Genomic DNA, 17,360 nt, shown 5'->3' on the forward strand with positions numbered 1-17,360 from the left:
CTAATTCCTCGTATCAAGGATACTTTTCTTAGTAGCCTCTTTATTTTTTGGCTCGAGCGAGACGAAGTGAATTTCCACTCTATTGTTTTTAGCTCTGCCCTCGTCTGTGCTGTTGCTAGCGATCGGATCAAAAGAGGCTCTGCCAGAAGTGATAAGCCTCTCTTGTGGTACGCCATCGCTAACTAGCTCTTCAAGCACGCTTAGCGCCCTTGCAGTAGAGAGCTGCCAGTTATTTTTATATATAGAGTCTTTACTTGGATTTGTATTATCAGTGTATCCGATGATATCTGTTTTTACCTCATTTGGCATTTTGGCTATGATCATACCTATTCGCTTTAAAAAGAGCTTCGCATCCTCGCCAGAAATTTCAGCACTATCTTTGTCAAAGAGCATCGCAGCTGGAAGCCTAACGATAAAGCCATCCTCGCTCTCCTCCATCGTGATCTCAGGTGCTCCACTAGCCGTTAGTAGCTCATTTATCTTTTTAACAGTCGAAGTGACCTCATTTTGAGCGCCTTTTTGAGCTTTTGGTTTTGGAGTGCGTCTGCTTTCAGGATCTGTCTCTTTTTCTACCTGACTATCTGGTCTTGCGCCACCCTCTAGCACACTTAGCGCACCAGCTAGCGAGCCAACAGCAGCCTCCATCTTTTTAGCATCCATCGTCGCCATAGAAAGGAGCAAAACAAAGAAGCAAAGTAGGAGCGACATAAGGTCGCCAAAGGCAGCCAGCCACTCAGGCATGCACTTTGGGCACTCTTCTGGCTTTATTAACTTACCCATTATTCAAACTGACTTTTTCTATCTTTTGGAGGTAAAAATGCTAAGAGCTTAGCTTCAAGCGTTCTTGGGTTATCCCCTGCTTGTATCGCCATGATCCCCTCTAAAATGACTTGCTTCTCAAGTGCCTCATCAGCATCGCGGATCGAGAGGATGTTTGCAACAGGCGAGCCGATGATGTTACCTATCATCGCACCATAAAGTGTCGTAAGCAAGGCAACCGCCATAGATGGACCGATCGCACTAGGATCTGACATGTTAAGAAGCATCGCAACAAGGCCAATGAGCGTTCCGATCATACCCATCGCACCTGCAAAACCGCCTACTTGCTCGAAAATTTTGATGTTATTTGCATGCCTTGTGCTAGTTTGATCGATGTCGATCTCTAAAAGCGCTCTTATCGCGTCTGGCTCATTGCCATCAACTGCCATTGAAAGCCCTTTTTTTAAAAACTGATTTGTCTCGTTATTTACTTCGCTCTCAAGTGCCAAAATGCCATCTCGCCTAGCTTTGGTTGAGTAATCAACTACTTTTTTTATAGTCTCAGGTAAATTTACAACAACTGATGGCTTAACTGCGACACCATAAAATTTACCGATACCTTTAAGCGTCTCCATCTTGAAGCCAACCATCATAACGCCGATAGTACCACCAAAAACGATCATCACAGAAGGGATATCGATGTATGGCCCTATACCAACGCCTATCGCCATTGATCCAAACAAAAGCACTAGGGTCAAAACCCAGCCGACGACGGTTCCTAAATCCATTTAAACTCGCTTTATTTATAAATTCTTAAGAATTGCTATTTTATTAGCTTTTTGTTGAAACAATCGTTAAATTAAAAAAAATGTTTGCCATTTTTTGCTACAATCTGCGAAATTTTTAACGTTAAAAGGCTTAAAAATGAACAATAATACTTCAATCATAATCCTAGCCGCTGGTCTTGGTACCAGAATGAAATCAAAACGCCCAAAAGTCCTATTTGAGCTATGCGGCGAGCCAATGATCATTCACATCTTAAAGCAAGCTTATGCGATCACAAATGACGTTAGCGTCGTGCTTCACTACGAAAAAGAGTTAATTAGCAAAAAGATAAAAGAAATTTTCCCTCAAACTAAAATTTTCGAGCAAGATCTAGCAAATTTCCCAGGCACAGCTGGCGCTATAAAAGGCGTAAATTTAAGCGGTGAAAAGGTGCTTGTCACTTGCGGCGACATGCCACTTGTTAGATCAACTGACCTTATGCGTCTAGCAAATGCCGAAGCAGACGTGGTTATGAGCTCATTTGAAGCGGCAAATCCTTTTGGCTACGGCAGGGTTATCATAAAAAATGGTAAAGTTGAAGCCATCGTCGAGCAAAAAGATGCGAGCGAAGCTCAACTTGCTATAAAGAGCGTAAATGCTGGCTGTTACTGCTTTAAACGCGAGGTGTTAGAGCAAATTTTACCGCTCATAAACAACCAAAACGCACAAAAAGAGTACTATCTAACTGACGCCATAAAAATAGCAAATGAAAAGGGTTTAAAGTGCGTTGCAGTAAATGTTAATGAGCAAAATTTCATGGGTATAAATGATAAATTTCAGCTAAGCATCGCTGAAAAGATCATGCAAGATGAGATAAAGCAAAATTTGATGAAAGCTGGCGTTTTGATGCGCATGCCTGAGAGCATTTTTATAGACAGCAGGGCTAAATTTGAAGGCGAGTGCGTGCTCGAAGAAAACGTAAGCATCCTTGGTGCGTGCGTTATCTCTGAGAGTATCATCAAAAGCTCATCAGTGATCGAAAGTAGCGTCATCAAAAACTCAGACATCGGCCCACTAGCTCATATAAGGCCAAATTCTGAAATTTCTGACACACACATAGGAAATTTCGTAGAGGTTAAAAAAGGCGTCTTAAATGGCGTAAAAGCAGGACATCTAAGCTATCTTGGCGACTGCGAGATAGAAAGTGGCACAAATATCGGTTGTGGCACGATCACATGCAACTACGACGGCAAGGCAAAATACAAAACCAAAATCGGCAAAAACGTCTTTGTTGGCTCAGATACGCAGCTAGTTGCCCCTGTAAACATCGCTGATAACGTCATCATCGCAGCTGGCAGCACCATCACAAAAGACGTTGAGAGCGGCGCTCTAGCTATCAGCAGAGGTCGTCAAGAGAATAAAAGCGGCTTTTTTGAGAAATTCTTTGGCAAAGACGATGTTAAAAAATAAGAAAATTTTACTTGCCGTTTGCGGCAGTATCGCCTTTTACAAGGCATTTGAAATTTTATCGCTGCTTAAAAAGAAAGGTGCTGATGTTTATGTGGCTTTAAGTGACGGAGCGCTTGAATTTTGCAGTATAAGCGGCTTTGAGGCGCTAAGCGAGCATAAAATTTTAAGCTCACAAACGCAAAACTGGCAAGACGGCGTAAATCACATAGCCTACTCCAAAATGGATCTAGTCCTCATAGCACCTGCCTCGGTAAATACGATAAATAAGCTAACAGCTGGTATCTGCGACAATGTCTTTATGCAAACGCTAATCGCCGCCTCGCACGTGCCTTTGGTCGTTGCCCCAGCTGCAAATAACAATATGATCGAGCATTTTGCAACGCAAAATTCACTTGAAATTTTAAAGAAAAACGGCGTTTTAGTGGTTGAGCCAGTACTTAAAACTCTAGCTTGTGGCGACGTTGGTAAGGGCGGTCTTGCAAGTCCTGAAGTGATAGTAGAAGCTGCCATTAAAAGGCTTAGCAAGCCACTTTTCGCAGGCAAAAAAGTAGTGATAACTGGTGGCGCAACAACTGAAAAGATAGATGATGTAAGAGCTATCACAAATTTCTCAAGCGGCAAGATGGCAAGAGCCTTGGCTAGAGCCTTTTACTACACAGGTGCAGAGGTAAAACTGCTTGCTAGCTTTGAAACTAGTGGTGAGCCGTTTCTTAGCCTTAAATTTAGCTCAAGTATCGAGCTTTTAGAGCTTTGCAAGAGCGAGTGTGAGGACGCAAATTTACTTGTAATGTGCGCTGCTGTGAGTGATTTCATACCGACAAAGGCTCAAGGTAAGATAAAAAAAGAGGACGTTGGCGAAGTTTTAAATTTAAGCCTAAACAAAAATATCGATATTTTGCAAAGCTTAAAAGAGTTTAAATGTAAAAAGATCGGATTTAAGCTCGAGCTATCAAGCCAAAACGCTCTTAAAAGCGCTAGATCAATGCTAGAGAAAAAAGCGCTTGACGCAGTTTGCTTAAACGTAATGGGCGAGAAAAATGGCTTTGCAAGCGAGCAAAACGAGGTAAATTTCATCACAAAAGATGATGAAATTTTGCTGCCACTTGCCTCAAAAGATGAGATCGCAGGGCACATAGTGGAGCTAGCAGCAAATTTATGATAGAGCAGATCTCACGCGTCCAAAAGATAGCAAAAAACAGCCAAGCTCCGCTAGTAGCGATAAATTCGTCCCTGCCGCTTAGCATTTTGGTGAGCCAAAAGGTCGGCTTTAATAGATACATCTTAAATTTCGCAAATAGAAATTTAAACACAAAAAGCGTAAAAGAGCTAAACGTCGGCTCTAGATATTGGGGCGAGGTGCATAGTCAGGGCGAAAACATCGTCATAAAAAATTTATATGAAAAACCAAAAATTTTAGATGAGGACGTTTTGGCTGATGGGCTAAATTTGATAGAAAATTTGGTAAAAAACGAAAATTTATCGTGGCTTTACAGCTATTTATTTAAAAACTTAAGCGAAGTTAAAACAAAAGATGAGATGAGAGTGCTGGCAAAAATGCTCTTTGCTCTGCAAGAAAACGTCGTACATATACCCTTTGTGTATAGCGGCACAAACGGCATTTTCCAGCTTAAAAAAGAGGCAAGTGAGATGAGAGTTTTTCTTGTTTTTTCAAATTTTGCGCCGCTTATTTTTAAATTTAAAGATGAAAATTTATATGAGATCGCAACTCCATTTAGCAACGTCGCAAGCTTGCTAAAAAGCGAATTTGACACGTCAGTTTTGGTGCAAAACGTAAGCGCTCTTTGGAGTAAAAAAGAGCAGATAATTGACTTTAAAGGCTAGATATTGAACAAACTTAACCACCTCGCTATCATCATGGACGGTAACGGACGCTGGGCGAAAAAGCGTGGATTTTTGCGGACAAATGGACACGAGGCCGGAGCAAATGTGGTAAGCGATATGTGCGAATTTTGCATCAACAATGAGGTAAAAATTTTAAGCCTTTACGCATTTAGCACCGAAAACTGGAAAAGACCGCAAAAAGAGGTTGATTTTTTGATGAATTTACTTAAAAAATTTCTTCTTTTAAAGCGTGATGATTTTATAAAAAATGGGATCAAATTTAACACGATCGGCGACATCTCGCCATTTAGCGATGAGCTAAAAAATGAGATAGAGATCACCAAAAATGCAACAAGAGAAAATACAAATTTGCTTTTAAATTTAGCGATAAACTATGGCTCAAAAGATGAGATAATAAGAGCCATAAAAAAGCTAAATTTAGAAGGTGCCCAGATAAATGAAGCGAGCTTAAATGCGGCACTTGATGAGAGTGAGCCAGTCGATCTTCTCATTAGAACCGGCGGCGAGAGCAGGCTTTCAAATTTCATGCTCTGGCAGGCTAGCTATGCGGAGCTCTTTTTCACGCCGACACTTTGGCCAGACTTTGGCAAGGATGAGCTTGCAAGCATCGTTGCTAAATTTAAAGATATAGAGCGAAGATTTGGCGGAGTTTAGTGAGATAATGAATATTTTAGTCATCTTTTTTGCCGTTTTTGCTTTTGTTTTTGGCATCTGCGTGGGGTCATTTTCAAATGTGCTAATCTACCGCTTGCCACGAAATGAAAGCATAAATTTCCCAGCCTCACACTGCCCAAAATGCTCTCACAAGCTAAATTTTTATCACAACGTTCCACTTTTTTCATGGCTATTTTTAGGCGGAAAATGCGCCTTTTGCAAGCAAAAGATAAGCCTTATCTATCCGCTAGTTGAGCTAGCCTCTGGGATACTTTTTCTGATCTGCTTTTTTAAAGAGTGCGGCGAAATTTTAAGCATAGAAACCTTGCTTTATGCGCTATTTTTAGGGCTTTGCTTTATCATGCTACTAGCCCTTAGCGTCATAGATATAAGATATAAAGCCGTGCCAGATCCGCTCCTTTTTGCAGCGCTATTTTTTGCATTTGGCTACGCCCTGCTGCTTTTTATCTTTAAAGGAAATTTTGCTCAAATTTTAAATTTACTCCTTTTTGGATTTATATTTTGGGCGCTAAGATTTGTCGTGAGCTATGCGATGAAACGCGAAGCCATGGGAAGTGCAGATATCTTTATCGCAGCTATCATCGGAGCCATTTTACCAGCCAAGCTAGCCCTTGTGGCGATCTATCTGGCCGCACTTCTTACGCTTCCAGTCTATGCGCTCGTTCGCAAAAAGGGCTACGAGCTAGCCTTTGTGCCATTTTTAAGCCTGGGACTGCTTGTCACCTACGCTTTTGAAGGGCAAATTTTAGAAATTTTAAGGTTCATTTATGAGTAGAGTAAATAAATATCTTTTGTTTAACTTTTTAGGCACGTTTGCATCGCTATTTAGTACTCTTTTTTTGATCATGTCGATCGTCTTTTTCATCCAGATCGCACGTATCACTTCATACATCGAGATCAGCTTTGGCGAGCTCTTTAAACTCTACTCATTTATGCTCCCACGCGTGCTGCTCTTTGTTGTGCCTATCGCGTTTTTCGTTTCACTTGCGATGACGCTTTTTCGGCTATCAAAAGAAAATGAAAGTATCGTTATCTTTACACTTGGTGGCTCGCCAAATAAGATCGCAAGATTTTTCTTAGCTTTTTCAGCCCTTTTAAGCGCTGCCTTGCTGGTAGTTGCCATCGTCATGATACCAATAGCCGCCCAGCTAAATGCAAATTTCATCGACTATAAAAAGACGGTTGCTAAGCTAAATTTAAAGCCGACCCAGTTTGGACAAAAATTCTCCGACTGGATGGTCTATGTGGGCAGCGAAAGCGAAGACAAAAATGGCACAACCTATAAAGATATCGTGATGTTTAACCCATTTGTCAAGGACTCACAGCGCCTAATAACCGCCAAAAACGCAAAGATCATAAACGTGGGTCAAAGTGTAGAGCTCTCTTTAAACGAGGGCAAAATGTATGACATAAGAGATGAAATTTATCACCAAAGCAACTTCAAATCAATGAAGATAAGAACCGCCCAAAGCGAGGAGATAAGCGACGTTGGCAGCATCAAAGAGTACTGGATGGATGCAGCTAGCAGCGATAAGCGCAGAAAAGACCTTAGCACTTACGTCCTAGTGGCCCTCTTCCCGCTTGCTAGCACGCTCTTTGCGATCAGCCTTGGCATCGTCACATATAGATACGAAAAGGGTATGGTCTATGTTGGCACTTTTGGCGTTTTATTTGGCTATTTTACGCTCATAATGCTCTTTTCATCGAAGCCAGCGCTTGCAATACCGCTCATATTTTTCGTATTTTTACTAGCTGGCGTCTTGCTTTATAAAGGCAAGATCACACGAAGATACTGATGAAAATTCAGCTAATCTACAGCTACGACGGCTCGAAATTTCAAGGCTCACAGACCCAGCCGCATGAAAACGGCGTAGAGGATGAGTTAGAGCGCGCCCTAGCTCACGTTGGCATTTTCGAAAGAGTGGTCTCTAGCTCGCGCACCGATAAAAGCGTGCACGCAAACAACCAAAGCTCAAGCGTCGTTTGCGGCGATCACTTTAAAGACTTAAATCGCCTAAAAGATCTTATAAACCGCCACGCACACCCAAGCATTCATATAAAACGCATAAATTTAGTGGATGAGAGCTTTCAAGCAAGATTTGACGCAGTGGCAAGGTCGTATAGATATGTGATAGATCACGGCAAATTTGATGTTTTTAGCTCAAACTACAAGGTGTTTTTACCTAAATTTGATACCAGAAAAGCAAATGAAATTTTGCGAAATTTTATCGGGGAGCATGATTTTAGTGCATATATGAAAACTGGAAGCGACACAAAAAGCCCAGTGCGAGAAATTTATCAAGCATTTTGCTACGCACGCAAAGAGCAAACTATCATCGTTTTTAAGGCAAATGGCTTTTTGCGTGGTCAAGTACGCCTCATGGTTGCAAATTTACTAAAAGCGCTAAAGCAAAAAGATGGTGGTAAGCTCATCAAGGCTTCGCTAAATGGACGTCCTGCTTTAACTCGCATACCTGCGCCTGCTGAAGGGCTATATCTAAATAGAGTTTTTTATAAATTTAACTAGTCTCAAAAGTGGTCTGAAAATAAAATTTGGGGAGAAAAAGGATGGTGCGCCCGAGAGAATTCGAATCTCTGACCTTTTGAACCGCAATCAAATGCTCTATCCAGCTGAGCTACGAGCGCACATGAAAAATTAAGTTGTGATATTAACCAAACTTTCCTTAAAAAGAGATTGTATTCATTTTAAATTTATAACCTTTTTAGTAAAATCCTTTGTACAAAAGGAGCAAAAATGAACGATTTTTTCGATAGTCTAAAAGAGATCAAAAAAGAGCTTGCAAAAGAGCAAGGCGTAGCGAAAAAGCCCCAAAAAGAAGCCGCTTCTCATACAAAAGAGGAGGCGATCTTACACAAAGAACAAAAGCTAAGAGATGAGTTTTTGGCATATACAAAAGATAGCAATATCAGGAAAATTTAACTTTGGAACGCTAGTTGCTTTAAATGGGGATATTTTGAATGGAGAAACCCATGAATATAACCCAAACTTTAGAATCTTTAAGCATTTTAACCGATAGCGACGCTCTTTTTTGCGAGCTTCGCGCACTGATAAGTAAAAATTTCACAAAAACCCTAGCAAACAAAGACAAGATCATCTCTTTTTACGAAGAGAGCGAGATCCCGCAGCGAAAATGCTTCTTAAAATTTATAAAAAAACTCTACGAAAAACAGGGCAACGAGCTTGACGTGACCTTTGCAAAATACAAAACCATAAAACTATCTTTAGTGCAAAGAAATGCCCTAACAAATATCTACAACATCGATATCGATTTTTTTAATGGTGAGATGATCTTTACGCTAAACAATACTCCAAGAGCTTTTGCTAGTTATATATTGCAAAATTTTAAAAGTAATGAGTCTAAATTTGATGAGAAAAATCATACATTTAGCCTAAAGATAAAAAAAGATAGCGATTTTGACTTGGTAGAAGAGATCATTTCAAGACGCGAACATCTAAAATTTATAGTAAATTTTAACTACAATGAAGTCAAATTTAAAGAGTTCAAGAGAAACTACAAGGTCCAAAACTCGGCCAAATTTAAAAGTCGCTTCAGCGCTTTGGCAAATTTACTAGAAGAAAATTTTGAAATTTTAGGCTGCTCAAATAGCGATAGCTTCGAAACCGTAAGAGATAGCTACCTGACCCTTGCTAAAATTTACCACCCAGACAGGCACTCAAACAAAAGTGAAAGCATCAAAAACGAGTACAACGCTAAATTTAAAAAGATCCAAGCAGCTTATGAGGCGCTAAAACCATACTTTAAAAACCAAGAGAATTTTATAAAAGTTGGTTAAATAAGATAACACTTAATATAAATTTGCTTAGCGGTTTTTGCCTAAGAGCATTTATTGTTCTTGGAGCAATTTATATATTTTAATAAACTTTCTCCCTTTAAAAACTAGGCTAGATAGGATCTGGCCTAGCTATCTAATCATTTCTCACCAAGTGGCCAGTAAACAACTGGTTTACCTCCAAGTCTTGCCTCACCATGATACATACCAAGCTTATCTTTAGTCCAAGCAAAGCCAGCCTTGCCAAATTTATCAATAGAGATGATACAACCGCTACCGCCTAGTGCTGCAACCTCTCTTACAGCCTCCTCAGCTGCTTTTTTGCACATCTGAAGTTTTTATTTATAAAGGGCTGAGACCTCATGAGTAGCATTTACGCGCATGTAGATATCGCCTGCGCCAGTGCAAGAGACTGCCACCGAGTCATTATCTACATAGGCTCCAGAGCCAATTATCGGACTATCGCCTATGCGGCCAGTTATTTTGTTTGTCATGCCACCAGTGCTAGTCGCTGCAGCTAGGTTGCCATTCTTATCAAGAGCAATCGCTCCAATAGTGCCAAGATATGGGCGCTTATATAAATTTAGCGAAGTTTTCTTTATCTTTTCACTATCAAGCATTAGTTTTTGTTACTCTTTAGCTCTTTGGAGTGCGTCATATCTAAACTGCGTAAAAAAGTACTTTTGATCAACCATCTCTAGGCCGTTTTCTTTGGCTAACTTGTCAGCTCCCTCGCCAGCAACAAGAGTATGCCAAGTCTTGTCCATGACGACTCTTGCACCAAGGATTGGGTTTTTGATATGCCTTGCCATCGCGACCGCACCCGCTTTTTTAGTAGAACCATCCATAATAGAAGCGTCTAGCTCATTAAAGCCATCTGCTGTAAAAACTACGCCCTTACCAGCATTAAAATTTGGATCATCTTCTAACGCCATAATAGCTACTATCACCGCATCCATAGCACTACCGCCCTTTTCAAGCACAGCTTGGCCAACCAAAAGCGCCTTTTTCATAGGCTCTTCGCGCACTTAAAATTCATCTTTAGTAAGCTCAAGTCCGCTAGTGCCGCCATGTATGACAATGACAGGACTAAATTTATCCTCTGCGTTTAAGAGTGAGCCTGCGAATAAGGCAACGCCAGCTGCTACAAAAACAGCTTTAAAAATACTAGTTTCATACGCTCTCATTTAAAGAAATTTGATAAATCTTAAAAAAATAATATAACTTAATACTTTTTCGTTTAGCTTAATATAAGCATACACTTTTGCATGAGGCAGTGTTAAATTTAATAAATTTAGCATCGCGTTCGTTTGTGTGTAATAGTACTTTAACAAGAACGATAAATACATAAACTATCAACGCATCACCTCAAAAATGACTTTTTAAATATCAGCTTAGAGGTCATGCTAATATCAAATAGCTAAGGTTCGGTATTTTTAACAAGTAATGGAATGAATATAAATAGCAGAATTAAAAAAATAAAAACTAATATCCTATACTTAAGCGGAAAGTAACACTAATAAAAACTAGGATTAAAAATATAAGAACTAAGCAGACAAACAACAAAGCCCGCAACGACCTACTTTTCCAACATCCCAGTAAGGGAGAGTATCATCAGCCAGGACGAGCTTAGCTTCTTGGTTCGAGATGGAGCAAGGCGTTTCCTCGTCTGTATAGTCACGGGCAGTGTTAAATAAAAGATATATTATATAAATCTCTTATTTAACACTACTAAATAAAGTTAAAAGTCATAAACAAAGTTTTATAAAAACATATCTTATTAAGTTTTTACCCTTAACAAGGAAGTGATGCTTATTAAAAGATAAGCAGACGAGCTATTAGTACTGGTCAGCTAAAGGACTTTCATCCATTACACACCCAGCCTATCAAACACATAGTCTATATGAGCTCTTAAAAGAAGATTCATCTTGGAGTTGGCTTCCTGCTTAGATGCTTTCAGCAGTTATCACATCCCAACATAGCTACCGAGCGGTGCCCTTGGCAGGACAACTCGTACACCAGTGGTTGGTTCGACCCGGTCCTCTCGTACTAGGGTCAACTCTCCTCAATCTTCTTACGCCCACGGCAGATAGGGACCGAACTGTCTCACGACGTTCTGAACCCAGCTCGCGTACCGCTTTAAATGGCGAACAGCCATACCCTTGGGACCTGCTCCAGCCCCAGGATGCGATGAGCCGACATCGAGGTGCCAAACCTCCCCGTCGATGTGAGCTCTTGGGGGAGATCAGCCTGTTATCCCCGGGGTACCTTTTATCCTTTGAGCGATGGCCCTTCCACACAGAACCACCGGATCACTAAGACCGACTTTCGTCTCTGCTTGACGTGTATGTCTCGCAGTTAAGCTGGCTTATGCCTTTATACTCTACGAACGATTTCCAACCGTTCTGAGCCAACCTTTGTAAGCCTCCGTTACATTTTGGGAGGCGACCGCCCCAGTCAAACTACCCACCAGACATTGTCCTACTTGAGGATAACTCAAGCTAGTTAGCTATCAGAATAAAAAAGAGCGGTATCTCAACAATGGCTCACCATAAACTGGCGTCTATGGATCAAAGCCTCCCGCCTATCCTGCACATTTTTATCCCAATAGCAGTGTCAAGCTGTAGTAAAGGTCCACGGGGTCTTTCCGTCTTGCCGCGGGTAGGAGGAATTTTCACCTCCACTACAATTTCACTGGATCCCTCTTCGAGACAGCTCCCATCTCGTTACGCCATTCATGCAGGTCGATATTTAATCGACAAGGAATTTCGCTACCTTAGGACCGTTATAGTTACGGCCGCCGTTTACTCGGGCTTCGATCAAACGCTTCGCAGAGCTAACGTCATCAATTAACCTTCGAGCACCGGGCAGGCGTCACACCCTATACATCCTCTTACGAGTTAGCAGAGTGCTGTGTTTTTGGTAAACAGTCGGGAGGGACTCTTTGTTGTAACCTTCAATGCTTACGGAGTAAATCCTTCACAAAGTTAGGCACACCTTATACCGAAGATACGGTGCTATTTTGCAGAGTTCCTTGAAGAGAGTTCTTCCACGCGCCTTAGAATACTCATCCCACCCACCTGTGTCGGTTTACGGTACGGGCAACTATAACTAAACTTAGAAACTTTTCTTGGCTCGACAGTATCAAGGATTTACGATTCATTCCGAAGAACTTCACGCACCTGTAAGGCCTCGGCTTAAAGGAGTTCGGATTTGCCTGAACTCCAACCTGCACCTTTCGACCAGCACTACCATCCGCTGGCTCCTCTAACTCTAAGCGTCCTTCCATCGCACATTATAGTTGGCATTGGAATATTAACCAATTTTCCATCGCATACCCCTTTCGGACTTTGCTTAGGACCCGGCTAACCCTACGATGACGAGCATCGCGTAGGAAACCTTGGGTTTACGGCGTTGGGGATTCTCACCCCAATTATCGCTACTCATGCCTGCATGCTCACTTGTATTCGCTCCAGCACTCCTTACCGGTATACCTTCAACGCAAATACAACGCTCTCCTACCACTTAGTAAAACTAAGTCTAAAGCTTCGGTACTCATTTTAGCCCCGTTATATTTTCCGCGCAGAATCACTAGACCAGTGAGCTATTACGCTTTCTTTAAAGGATGGCTGCTTCTAAGCCAACCTCCTGGTTGTTTAAGTAACTCCACATCGTTTTCCACTTAAATGAGATTTAGGGACCTTAGCTGTTAGTCTGGGTTGTTCCCCTCTCGACGACGGATTTTATCACTCGCCGCCTGACTGCCATGATTACACACTAGGTATTCGGAGTTTGATAGGGTTTGGTACATTGGTGTATGCCCTAGCCCATTCAGTGCTCTACCCCCTAGTGTTACTACATGACGCTATACCTAAATATATTTCGGAGAGAACCAGCTATCACGATGTTTGATTGGCCTTTCACCCCTATCCACAAGTCATCCCATAGCTTTTCAACGCTAGCGGGTTCGGTCCTCCGCCGGTTCTTACACCGGTTTCAACCTGCTCATGGATAGATCACATCGTTTCGGGTCTGCAACGTCTGACTAAACGCCCTATTAAGACTCGCTTTCGCTACGGCTCCGGGTTTCCTTAACCTCGCCAGACATCACAACTCGCAGGCTCATTATGCAAAAGGCAGTCCATCACCCTGATAAATCATAGGGCTCTGAATGATTGTAAGCAAATGGTTTCAGGTTCTATTTCACTCTGATCACCTCAGTTCTTTTCACCTTTCCCTCACGGTACTTGTGCACTATCGGTCTAGTAGTAGTATTTAGGGTTGGATAGTGGTCTACCCAGCTTCAGACAGAATATCACGTGTTCCGCCCTACTCAGGATACTGCTAAGTAAAACAAAGCTTTCATATACGGGGGTATCACCCTCTGTGCCTAACCTTTCCAGGTCGTTCTATTAGCTAAGTTTAGTCTATATTGCAGTCCTACAACCCCACTAGTAAACTAGTGGTTTGCCCTCTTACGCGTTCGCTCGCCGCTACTAGCGTAATCTCTTTTGATTTCTTTTCCTGAGGGTACTAAGATGTTTCAATTCCCCTCGTTCGCTCCGTTATACGGTAACTAATATCTCTATTAGTTGGGTTGCCCCATTCAGAAATTCCCGGATCAAAGCCCCTTGACGGCTCCCCGAGACTTATCGCAGCCTGGCACGTCTTTCATCGCCTCTACTAGCCAAGGCATCCACCACTTGCTCTTTGTAGCTTACCTTTTCTATATTAGATTATTCTAATTCGCATCACTTCCTTGTTAAAGATAACTTTATGTTACTACATTTAAATTCTAGCTCTCAAGACGGAAAGCATTGACTACTATTTAGATAAGTTTTAAATCCTAAATAGATTGTGATGTCAAACTTTTGCATTAAATGCAAAGAGAATAGAAATTTAAATCTTTAACAAGTCCTGTAAAATTGTTTTTAAAACTTGCTTGTGACTATTAACAATATTAATTAAAAGAACATTTAGACTTCGCAGACTAGCAAGCTAGTCTTTACGACCAAAGAGTTACACCCTTTGGAAACCCCTAAAGCACAAAGTTACTTTCGACAACTTTGTCATCAATAAAGATTAAGTACGCTTAAAAGTCTAAAGTAAATGTTTCTAAAAACACTTAATATAGACTTTTTCTGTTAAACTATTTTATGGTGGAGAATAGCGGGATCGAACCGCTGACCTCCTGCGTGCAAAGCAGGCGCTCTCCCAGCTGAGCTAATTCCCCAATTAAATTCTCTGGTGGGCCTAACAAGACTTGAACTTGTGACCTCACCCTTATCAGGGGTGCACTCTAACCAGCTGAGCTATAGGCCCCTATAGGTCTATCAATCTTTCAAAACTAAACAAGGATGATTGAGAATATCTTTCTTATAGATATCTTGTGAGAGAATATCTATATGTACTCTAGAAAGGAGGTGATCCAACCGCAGGTTCTCCTACGGTTACCTTGTTACGACTTCACCCCAGTCGCTGATTCCACTGTGGACGGTAACTAATTTAGTATTCCGGCTTCGAGTGAAATCAACTCCCATGGTGTGACGGGCGGTGAGTACAAGACCCGGGAACGTATTCACCGTAGCATGGCTGATCTACGATTACTAGCGATTCCGGCTTCATGGAGTCGAGTTGCAGACTCCAATCCGAACTGGGACATATTTTATAGATTTGCTCCATCTCGCGATATTGCTTCTCATTGTATATGCCATTGTAGCACGTGTGTCGCCCCGGACATAAGGGCCATGATGACTTGACGTCGTCCACACCTTCCTCCTCCTTACGAAGGCAGTCTCATTAGAGTGCTCAGCCGAACTGTTAGCAACTAATGACGTGGGTTGCGCTCGTTGCGGGACTTAACCCAACATCTCACGACACGAGCTGACGACAGCCGTGCAGCACCTGTCTTAACATTTCTGCAAGCAGACACTCTTCTATCTCTAGATGATTTGTTAGATATCAAGTCCGGGTAAGGTTCTTCGCGTATCTTCGAATTAAACCACATGCTCCACCGCTTGTGCGGGTCCCCGTCTATTCCTTTGAGTTTTAATCTTGCGACCGTACTCCCCAGGCGGTATACTTAATCCGTTAGGTGCATTACTGCCAAGACTAGCTTAGCAACAACTAGTATACATCGTTTAGGGCGTGGACTACCAGGGTATCTAATCCTGTTTGCTCCCCACGCTTTCACGCATTAGCGTCAGTTGAGTTCCAGCAGATCGCCTTCGCAATGGGTATTCCTGGTGATCTCTACGGATTTTACCCCTACACCACCAATTCCATCTGCCTCTCCCTCACTCTAGATTATCAGTTTCCCAAGCAGTTCTATGGTTAAGCCATAGGATTTCACAAGAGACTTGATAATCCGCCTACGCGTCCTTTACGCCCAGTGATTCCGAGTAACGCTTGCACCCTCCGTATTACCGCGGCTGCTGGCACGGAGTTAGCCGGTGCTTATTCGTTAGGTACCGTCATTGTTCTTCCCTAACAAAAGGAGTTTACGCTCCGAAAAGTGTCATCCTCCACGCGGCGTTGCTGCTTCAGGGTTTCCCCCATTGAGCAATATTCCCTACTGCTGCCTCCCGTAGGAGTCTGGACCGTGTCTCAGTTCCAGTGTGACTGATCATCCTCTCAGACCAGTTATGCGTCATAGCCTTGGTGAGCCATTACCTCACCAACTAGCTGATACAATATAGCCTCATCCTACACCGAAAAACTTTCCCTATCTAACTTATGTCAGACAGGAGTATAGAGTATTAGCAGTCGTTTCCAACTGTTGTCCTCTAGTGTAGGGCAGATTAGCTATACATTACTCACCCGTGCGCCACTAACTCATAAGAGCAAGCTCTTACTTGTCCGTTCGACTTGCATGTATTAGGCACGCCGCCAGCGTTCACTCTGAGCCAGGATCAAACTCTCCATATTAACCTTCTTTAGCGTAAAGCAGAGCTTTACTAAGAAGCAACACTAAAGACTAGGATTGCTAATGCAATCTAGTAATAATGTTTTTACTAAAATTGCTTTTTAGTATTTATTATGAAGTTTTTAATCAAAAAAACTTTTAGTTTTATATATTAGTTTGTCTAATCTATTATTTAATCATAATAGACTGGCTCAATCGATCACTTGTTTAGATTTCAAAGATTGACTAATAGTTTAACAATTGTAAGTTAAAAGAACAACGATAAGAAAAAGGCTTTATTAACGTTGAAGTTAAAGGTGGTTTCTCGTTTCGTGAGCTGGAATTATATATGAGGGATGCTTAAATGCAGATTAAAAAATGGCAACTTTTTTAAAAAATAAAAACTATAAATTTTTAACTAAATTTAACCATTCTCTTTTATAGATGCAAAGCCGCTTTCTTTTTCTATAGTAATGGTCGTTTGATTGCCACGTTTGTCAGTTATTGTTATACTGCAATCTTTTTTAAGAAGTCTATCATAAGGACGCTTTGCTCCACCAGAAGTAGTACTTGCTACTCTCATAGGACGACCCATTTCATCAAAAATTATAGTTTGCATTCCATTGCAACCGTCTTTAAAATCAACTGATGCTATACCAAATCTTTTTCCTAAATTTAATTCTTTATTCCACTTTTTGCAAGTAGCTTCTGTTACTATTCCGCTACTCCAGCCTCCACTAAGGAGTTTCCCGCTTTTATAGATATCGTTTGCAACTTCACTTTCTGAATTTATATTTCCATTTAAACTTTTGTCAAAAAAGACACTATATTTCCAAGTTAGCTCATTATTTTTATCAACCGAACAGCCATCTACTTTATCTTTCGCAAAAGCTATCGTCCAGCGCTGTTTTGCCCATCCTTTTTCGGTGATAGAATACTTATCATCCTGCATAGCAAGGTGTTGAGTGTATCTTATATGAGTTAGGATCTGATTTGCTGCTTCTCTTGAGGCATTTCTATTTAGTTTTGGGATCATAATGGCAGCTAAAATTCCAACAACAACAATAACAAAAATAAGCTCTATCATCGTAAAAGCTCTTTTTTTCATAGC

General features: G+C 41.4%; 14 protein-coding genes, 3 tRNA genes, 3 rRNA genes and 1 pseudogene. 9 read left to right on the forward strand and 12 right to left on the reverse strand.

Going from position 1 to position 17,360, the window contains the following annotated elements; genetic code table 11:
* Positions 1–780 carry a flagellar motor protein MotB gene (locus CVT08_RS06310; RefSeq protein WP_004318176.1) on the reverse strand — a complete coding sequence of 260 codons (780 nt, stop codon included), beginning with the start codon at positions 778–780 and terminating at the stop codon, positions 1–3.
* A complete protein-coding gene (locus tag CVT08_RS06315; protein WP_021086711.1) occupies positions 780–1,547 on the reverse strand; it encodes a motility protein A in 768 nt (255 codons plus the stop codon). The genes CVT08_RS06310 and CVT08_RS06315 overlap by 1 nt, the downstream gene beginning before the upstream one ends.
* A gap of 136 nt (positions 1,548–1,683) precedes the next feature.
* Here CVT08_RS06315 and glmU point away from each other — a divergent pair, with 136 nt between their 5' ends.
* From glmU to truA, 7 genes are read left to right on the forward strand one after another with little or no spacing between them, the layout of a single operon-like run.
* The gene (gene glmU / locus CVT08_RS06320; protein WP_107856166.1) at positions 1,684–2,994 is read left to right on the forward strand and encodes a bifunctional UDP-N-acetylglucosamine diphosphorylase/glucosamine-1-phosphate N-acetyltransferase GlmU; all 1,311 of its coding nucleotides are present in this window, start codon (positions 1,684–1,686) and stop codon (positions 2,992–2,994) included.
* Entirely contained in the window at positions 2,981–4,153 is a 1,173-nt protein-coding gene (coaBC, locus tag CVT08_RS06325) for a bifunctional phosphopantothenoylcysteine decarboxylase/phosphopantothenate--cysteine ligase CoaBC (protein ID WP_107856167.1), read from the forward strand. The genes glmU and coaBC overlap by 14 nt, the downstream gene beginning before the upstream one ends.
* Positions 4,150–4,836 (forward strand): hypothetical protein, encoded by a 687-nt coding sequence (locus CVT08_RS06330; protein WP_107856168.1) that lies wholly within the window; start codon positions 4,150–4,152, stop codon positions 4,834–4,836. The genes coaBC and CVT08_RS06330 overlap by 4 nt, the downstream gene beginning before the upstream one ends.
* 3 nt (positions 4,837–4,839) lie before the next feature.
* A complete protein-coding gene (uppS, locus tag CVT08_RS06335; protein WP_107856169.1) occupies positions 4,840–5,511 on the forward strand; it encodes a polyprenyl diphosphate synthase in 672 nt (223 codons plus the stop codon).
* 7 nt (positions 5,512–5,518) lie between these two features.
* Positions 5,519–6,307: a prepilin peptidase gene (locus CVT08_RS06340; RefSeq protein WP_107856170.1), complete on the forward strand. Its 789-nt coding sequence runs from the start codon at positions 5,519–5,521 to the stop codon at positions 6,305–6,307.
* Positions 6,300–7,328 carry an LptF/LptG family permease gene (locus CVT08_RS06345; RefSeq protein ID WP_002942974.1) on the forward strand — a complete coding sequence of 343 codons (1,029 nt, stop codon included), beginning with the start codon at positions 6,300–6,302 and terminating at the stop codon, positions 7,326–7,328. Before CVT08_RS06340 ends, CVT08_RS06345 begins: the two co-directional genes overlap by 8 nt.
* A complete protein-coding gene (gene truA / locus CVT08_RS06350) occupies positions 7,328–8,059 on the forward strand; it encodes a tRNA pseudouridine(38-40) synthase TruA (protein WP_107856171.1) in 732 nt (243 codons plus the stop codon). The genes CVT08_RS06345 and truA overlap by 1 nt, the downstream gene beginning before the upstream one ends.
* 42 nt (positions 8,060–8,101) lie before the next feature.
* Here the strand turns inward: truA and CVT08_RS06355 are convergent.
* Positions 8,102–8,178: transfer RNA gene (locus CVT08_RS06355), tRNA-Arg, on the reverse strand.
* A gap of 109 nt (positions 8,179–8,287) precedes the next feature.
* Between CVT08_RS06355 and CVT08_RS06360 the strand changes: the two genes are divergently transcribed.
* Both CVT08_RS06360 and CVT08_RS06365 read left to right on the forward strand, forming a co-directional pair.
* Positions 8,288–8,473: a hypothetical protein gene (locus CVT08_RS06360; RefSeq protein WP_107856172.1), complete on the forward strand. Its 186-nt coding sequence runs from the start codon at positions 8,288–8,290 to the stop codon at positions 8,471–8,473.
* A gap of 50 nt (positions 8,474–8,523) precedes the next feature.
* Positions 8,524–9,348 (forward strand): adenylosuccinate lyase, encoded by an 825-nt coding sequence (locus CVT08_RS06365; RefSeq protein WP_107856173.1) that lies wholly within the window; start codon positions 8,524–8,526, stop codon positions 9,346–9,348.
* A 137-nt stretch (positions 9,349–9,485) separates the two neighbouring features.
* On the opposite strand, the gene CVT08_RS10175 is transcribed toward CVT08_RS06365, so the two are convergent.
* The 9 genes and pseudogenes from CVT08_RS10175 to CVT08_RS06400 all read right to left on the reverse strand — a co-directional run bounded on the left by CVT08_RS10175 (position 9,486) and on the right by CVT08_RS06400 (position 17,357).
* Positions 9,486–9,674, reverse strand: a complete 189-nt coding sequence (locus tag CVT08_RS10175) for a hypothetical protein (protein ID WP_230855914.1) — start codon at positions 9,672–9,674, stop codon at positions 9,486–9,488.
* Between the two features lie 9 nt (positions 9,675–9,683).
* A pseudogene (locus CVT08_RS10180) lies at positions 9,684–10,358 on the reverse strand (isoaspartyl peptidase/L-asparaginase family protein).
* Between the two features lie 15 nt (positions 10,359–10,373).
* Entirely contained in the window at positions 10,374–10,532 is a 159-nt protein-coding gene (locus tag CVT08_RS10185; RefSeq protein ID WP_230855915.1) for a hypothetical protein, read from the reverse strand.
* Between the two features lie 379 nt (positions 10,533–10,911).
* Positions 10,912–11,030: ribosomal RNA gene (rrf, locus tag CVT08_RS06375) — 5S ribosomal RNA — on the reverse strand.
* Positions 11,031–11,163: 133 nt separating this feature from the next.
* A 23S ribosomal RNA gene (locus CVT08_RS06380) occupies positions 11,164–14,068 on the reverse strand.
* A gap of 434 nt (positions 14,069–14,502) precedes the next feature.
* Positions 14,503–14,578: transfer RNA gene (locus CVT08_RS06385), tRNA-Ala, on the reverse strand.
* Positions 14,579–14,590: 12 nt separating this feature from the next.
* Positions 14,591–14,667, reverse strand: a tRNA-Ile gene (locus CVT08_RS06390).
* A gap of 94 nt (positions 14,668–14,761) precedes the next feature.
* Positions 14,762–16,272, reverse strand: a 16S ribosomal RNA gene (locus CVT08_RS06395).
* The 16S, 23S and 5S rRNA genes sit together here with 2 tRNA genes alongside, the layout of an rRNA operon.
* A gap of 401 nt (positions 16,273–16,673) precedes the next feature.
* Positions 16,674–17,357 (reverse strand): type II secretion system protein, encoded by a 684-nt coding sequence (locus CVT08_RS06400; RefSeq protein WP_107856644.1) that lies wholly within the window; start codon positions 17,355–17,357, stop codon positions 16,674–16,676.
* Positions 17,358–17,360: the final 3 nt, after the last annotated feature.

The sequence above is a fragment of the Campylobacter concisus genome, assembly GCF_003048835.2.
GTDB classification, from domain to species: Bacteria; Campylobacterota; Campylobacteria; order Campylobacterales; family Campylobacteraceae; genus Campylobacter_A; species Campylobacter_A concisus_D.

Coding starts and splice junctions, on each gene's coding strand:
- CVT08_RS06310 (WP_004318176.1), bottom strand. CDS start 780: ATGGGTAAGTTAATAAAGCCAGAAGAGTGCCCAAAGTGCATGCCTGAG.
- CVT08_RS06315 (WP_021086711.1), bottom strand. CDS start 1,547: ATGGATTTAGGAACCGTCGTCGGCTGGGTTTTGACCCTAGTGCTTTTG.
- glmU (WP_107856166.1), top strand. CDS start 1,684: ATGAACAATAATACTTCAATCATAATCCTAGCCGCTGGTCTTGGTACC.
- CVT08_RS06345 (WP_002942974.1), top strand. CDS start 6,300: ATGAGTAGAGTAAATAAATATCTTTTGTTTAACTTTTTAGGCACGTTT.
- coaBC (WP_107856167.1), top strand. CDS start 2,981: ATGTTAAAAAATAAGAAAATTTTACTTGCCGTTTGCGGCAGTATCGCC.
- CVT08_RS06400 (WP_107856644.1), bottom strand. CDS start 17,357: ATGAAAAAAAGAGCTTTTACGATGATAGAGCTTATTTTTGTTATTGTT.
- CVT08_RS06340 (WP_107856170.1), top strand. CDS start 5,519: ATGAATATTTTAGTCATCTTTTTTGCCGTTTTTGCTTTTGTTTTTGGC.
- CVT08_RS06360 (WP_107856172.1), top strand. CDS start 8,288: ATGAACGATTTTTTCGATAGTCTAAAAGAGATCAAAAAAGAGCTTGCA.
- CVT08_RS06330 (WP_107856168.1), top strand. CDS start 4,150: ATGATAGAGCAGATCTCACGCGTCCAAAAGATAGCAAAAAACAGCCAA.
- CVT08_RS06365 (WP_107856173.1), top strand. CDS start 8,524: ATGAATATAACCCAAACTTTAGAATCTTTAAGCATTTTAACCGATAGC.
- CVT08_RS10185 (WP_230855915.1), bottom strand. CDS start 10,532: ATGAGAGCGTATGAAACTAGTATTTTTAAAGCTGTTTTTGTAGCAGCT.
- CVT08_RS10175 (WP_230855914.1), bottom strand. CDS start 9,674: ATGTGCAAAAAAGCAGCTGAGGAGGCTGTAAGAGAGGTTGCAGCACTA.
- truA (WP_107856171.1), top strand. CDS start 7,328: ATGAAAATTCAGCTAATCTACAGCTACGACGGCTCGAAATTTCAAGGC.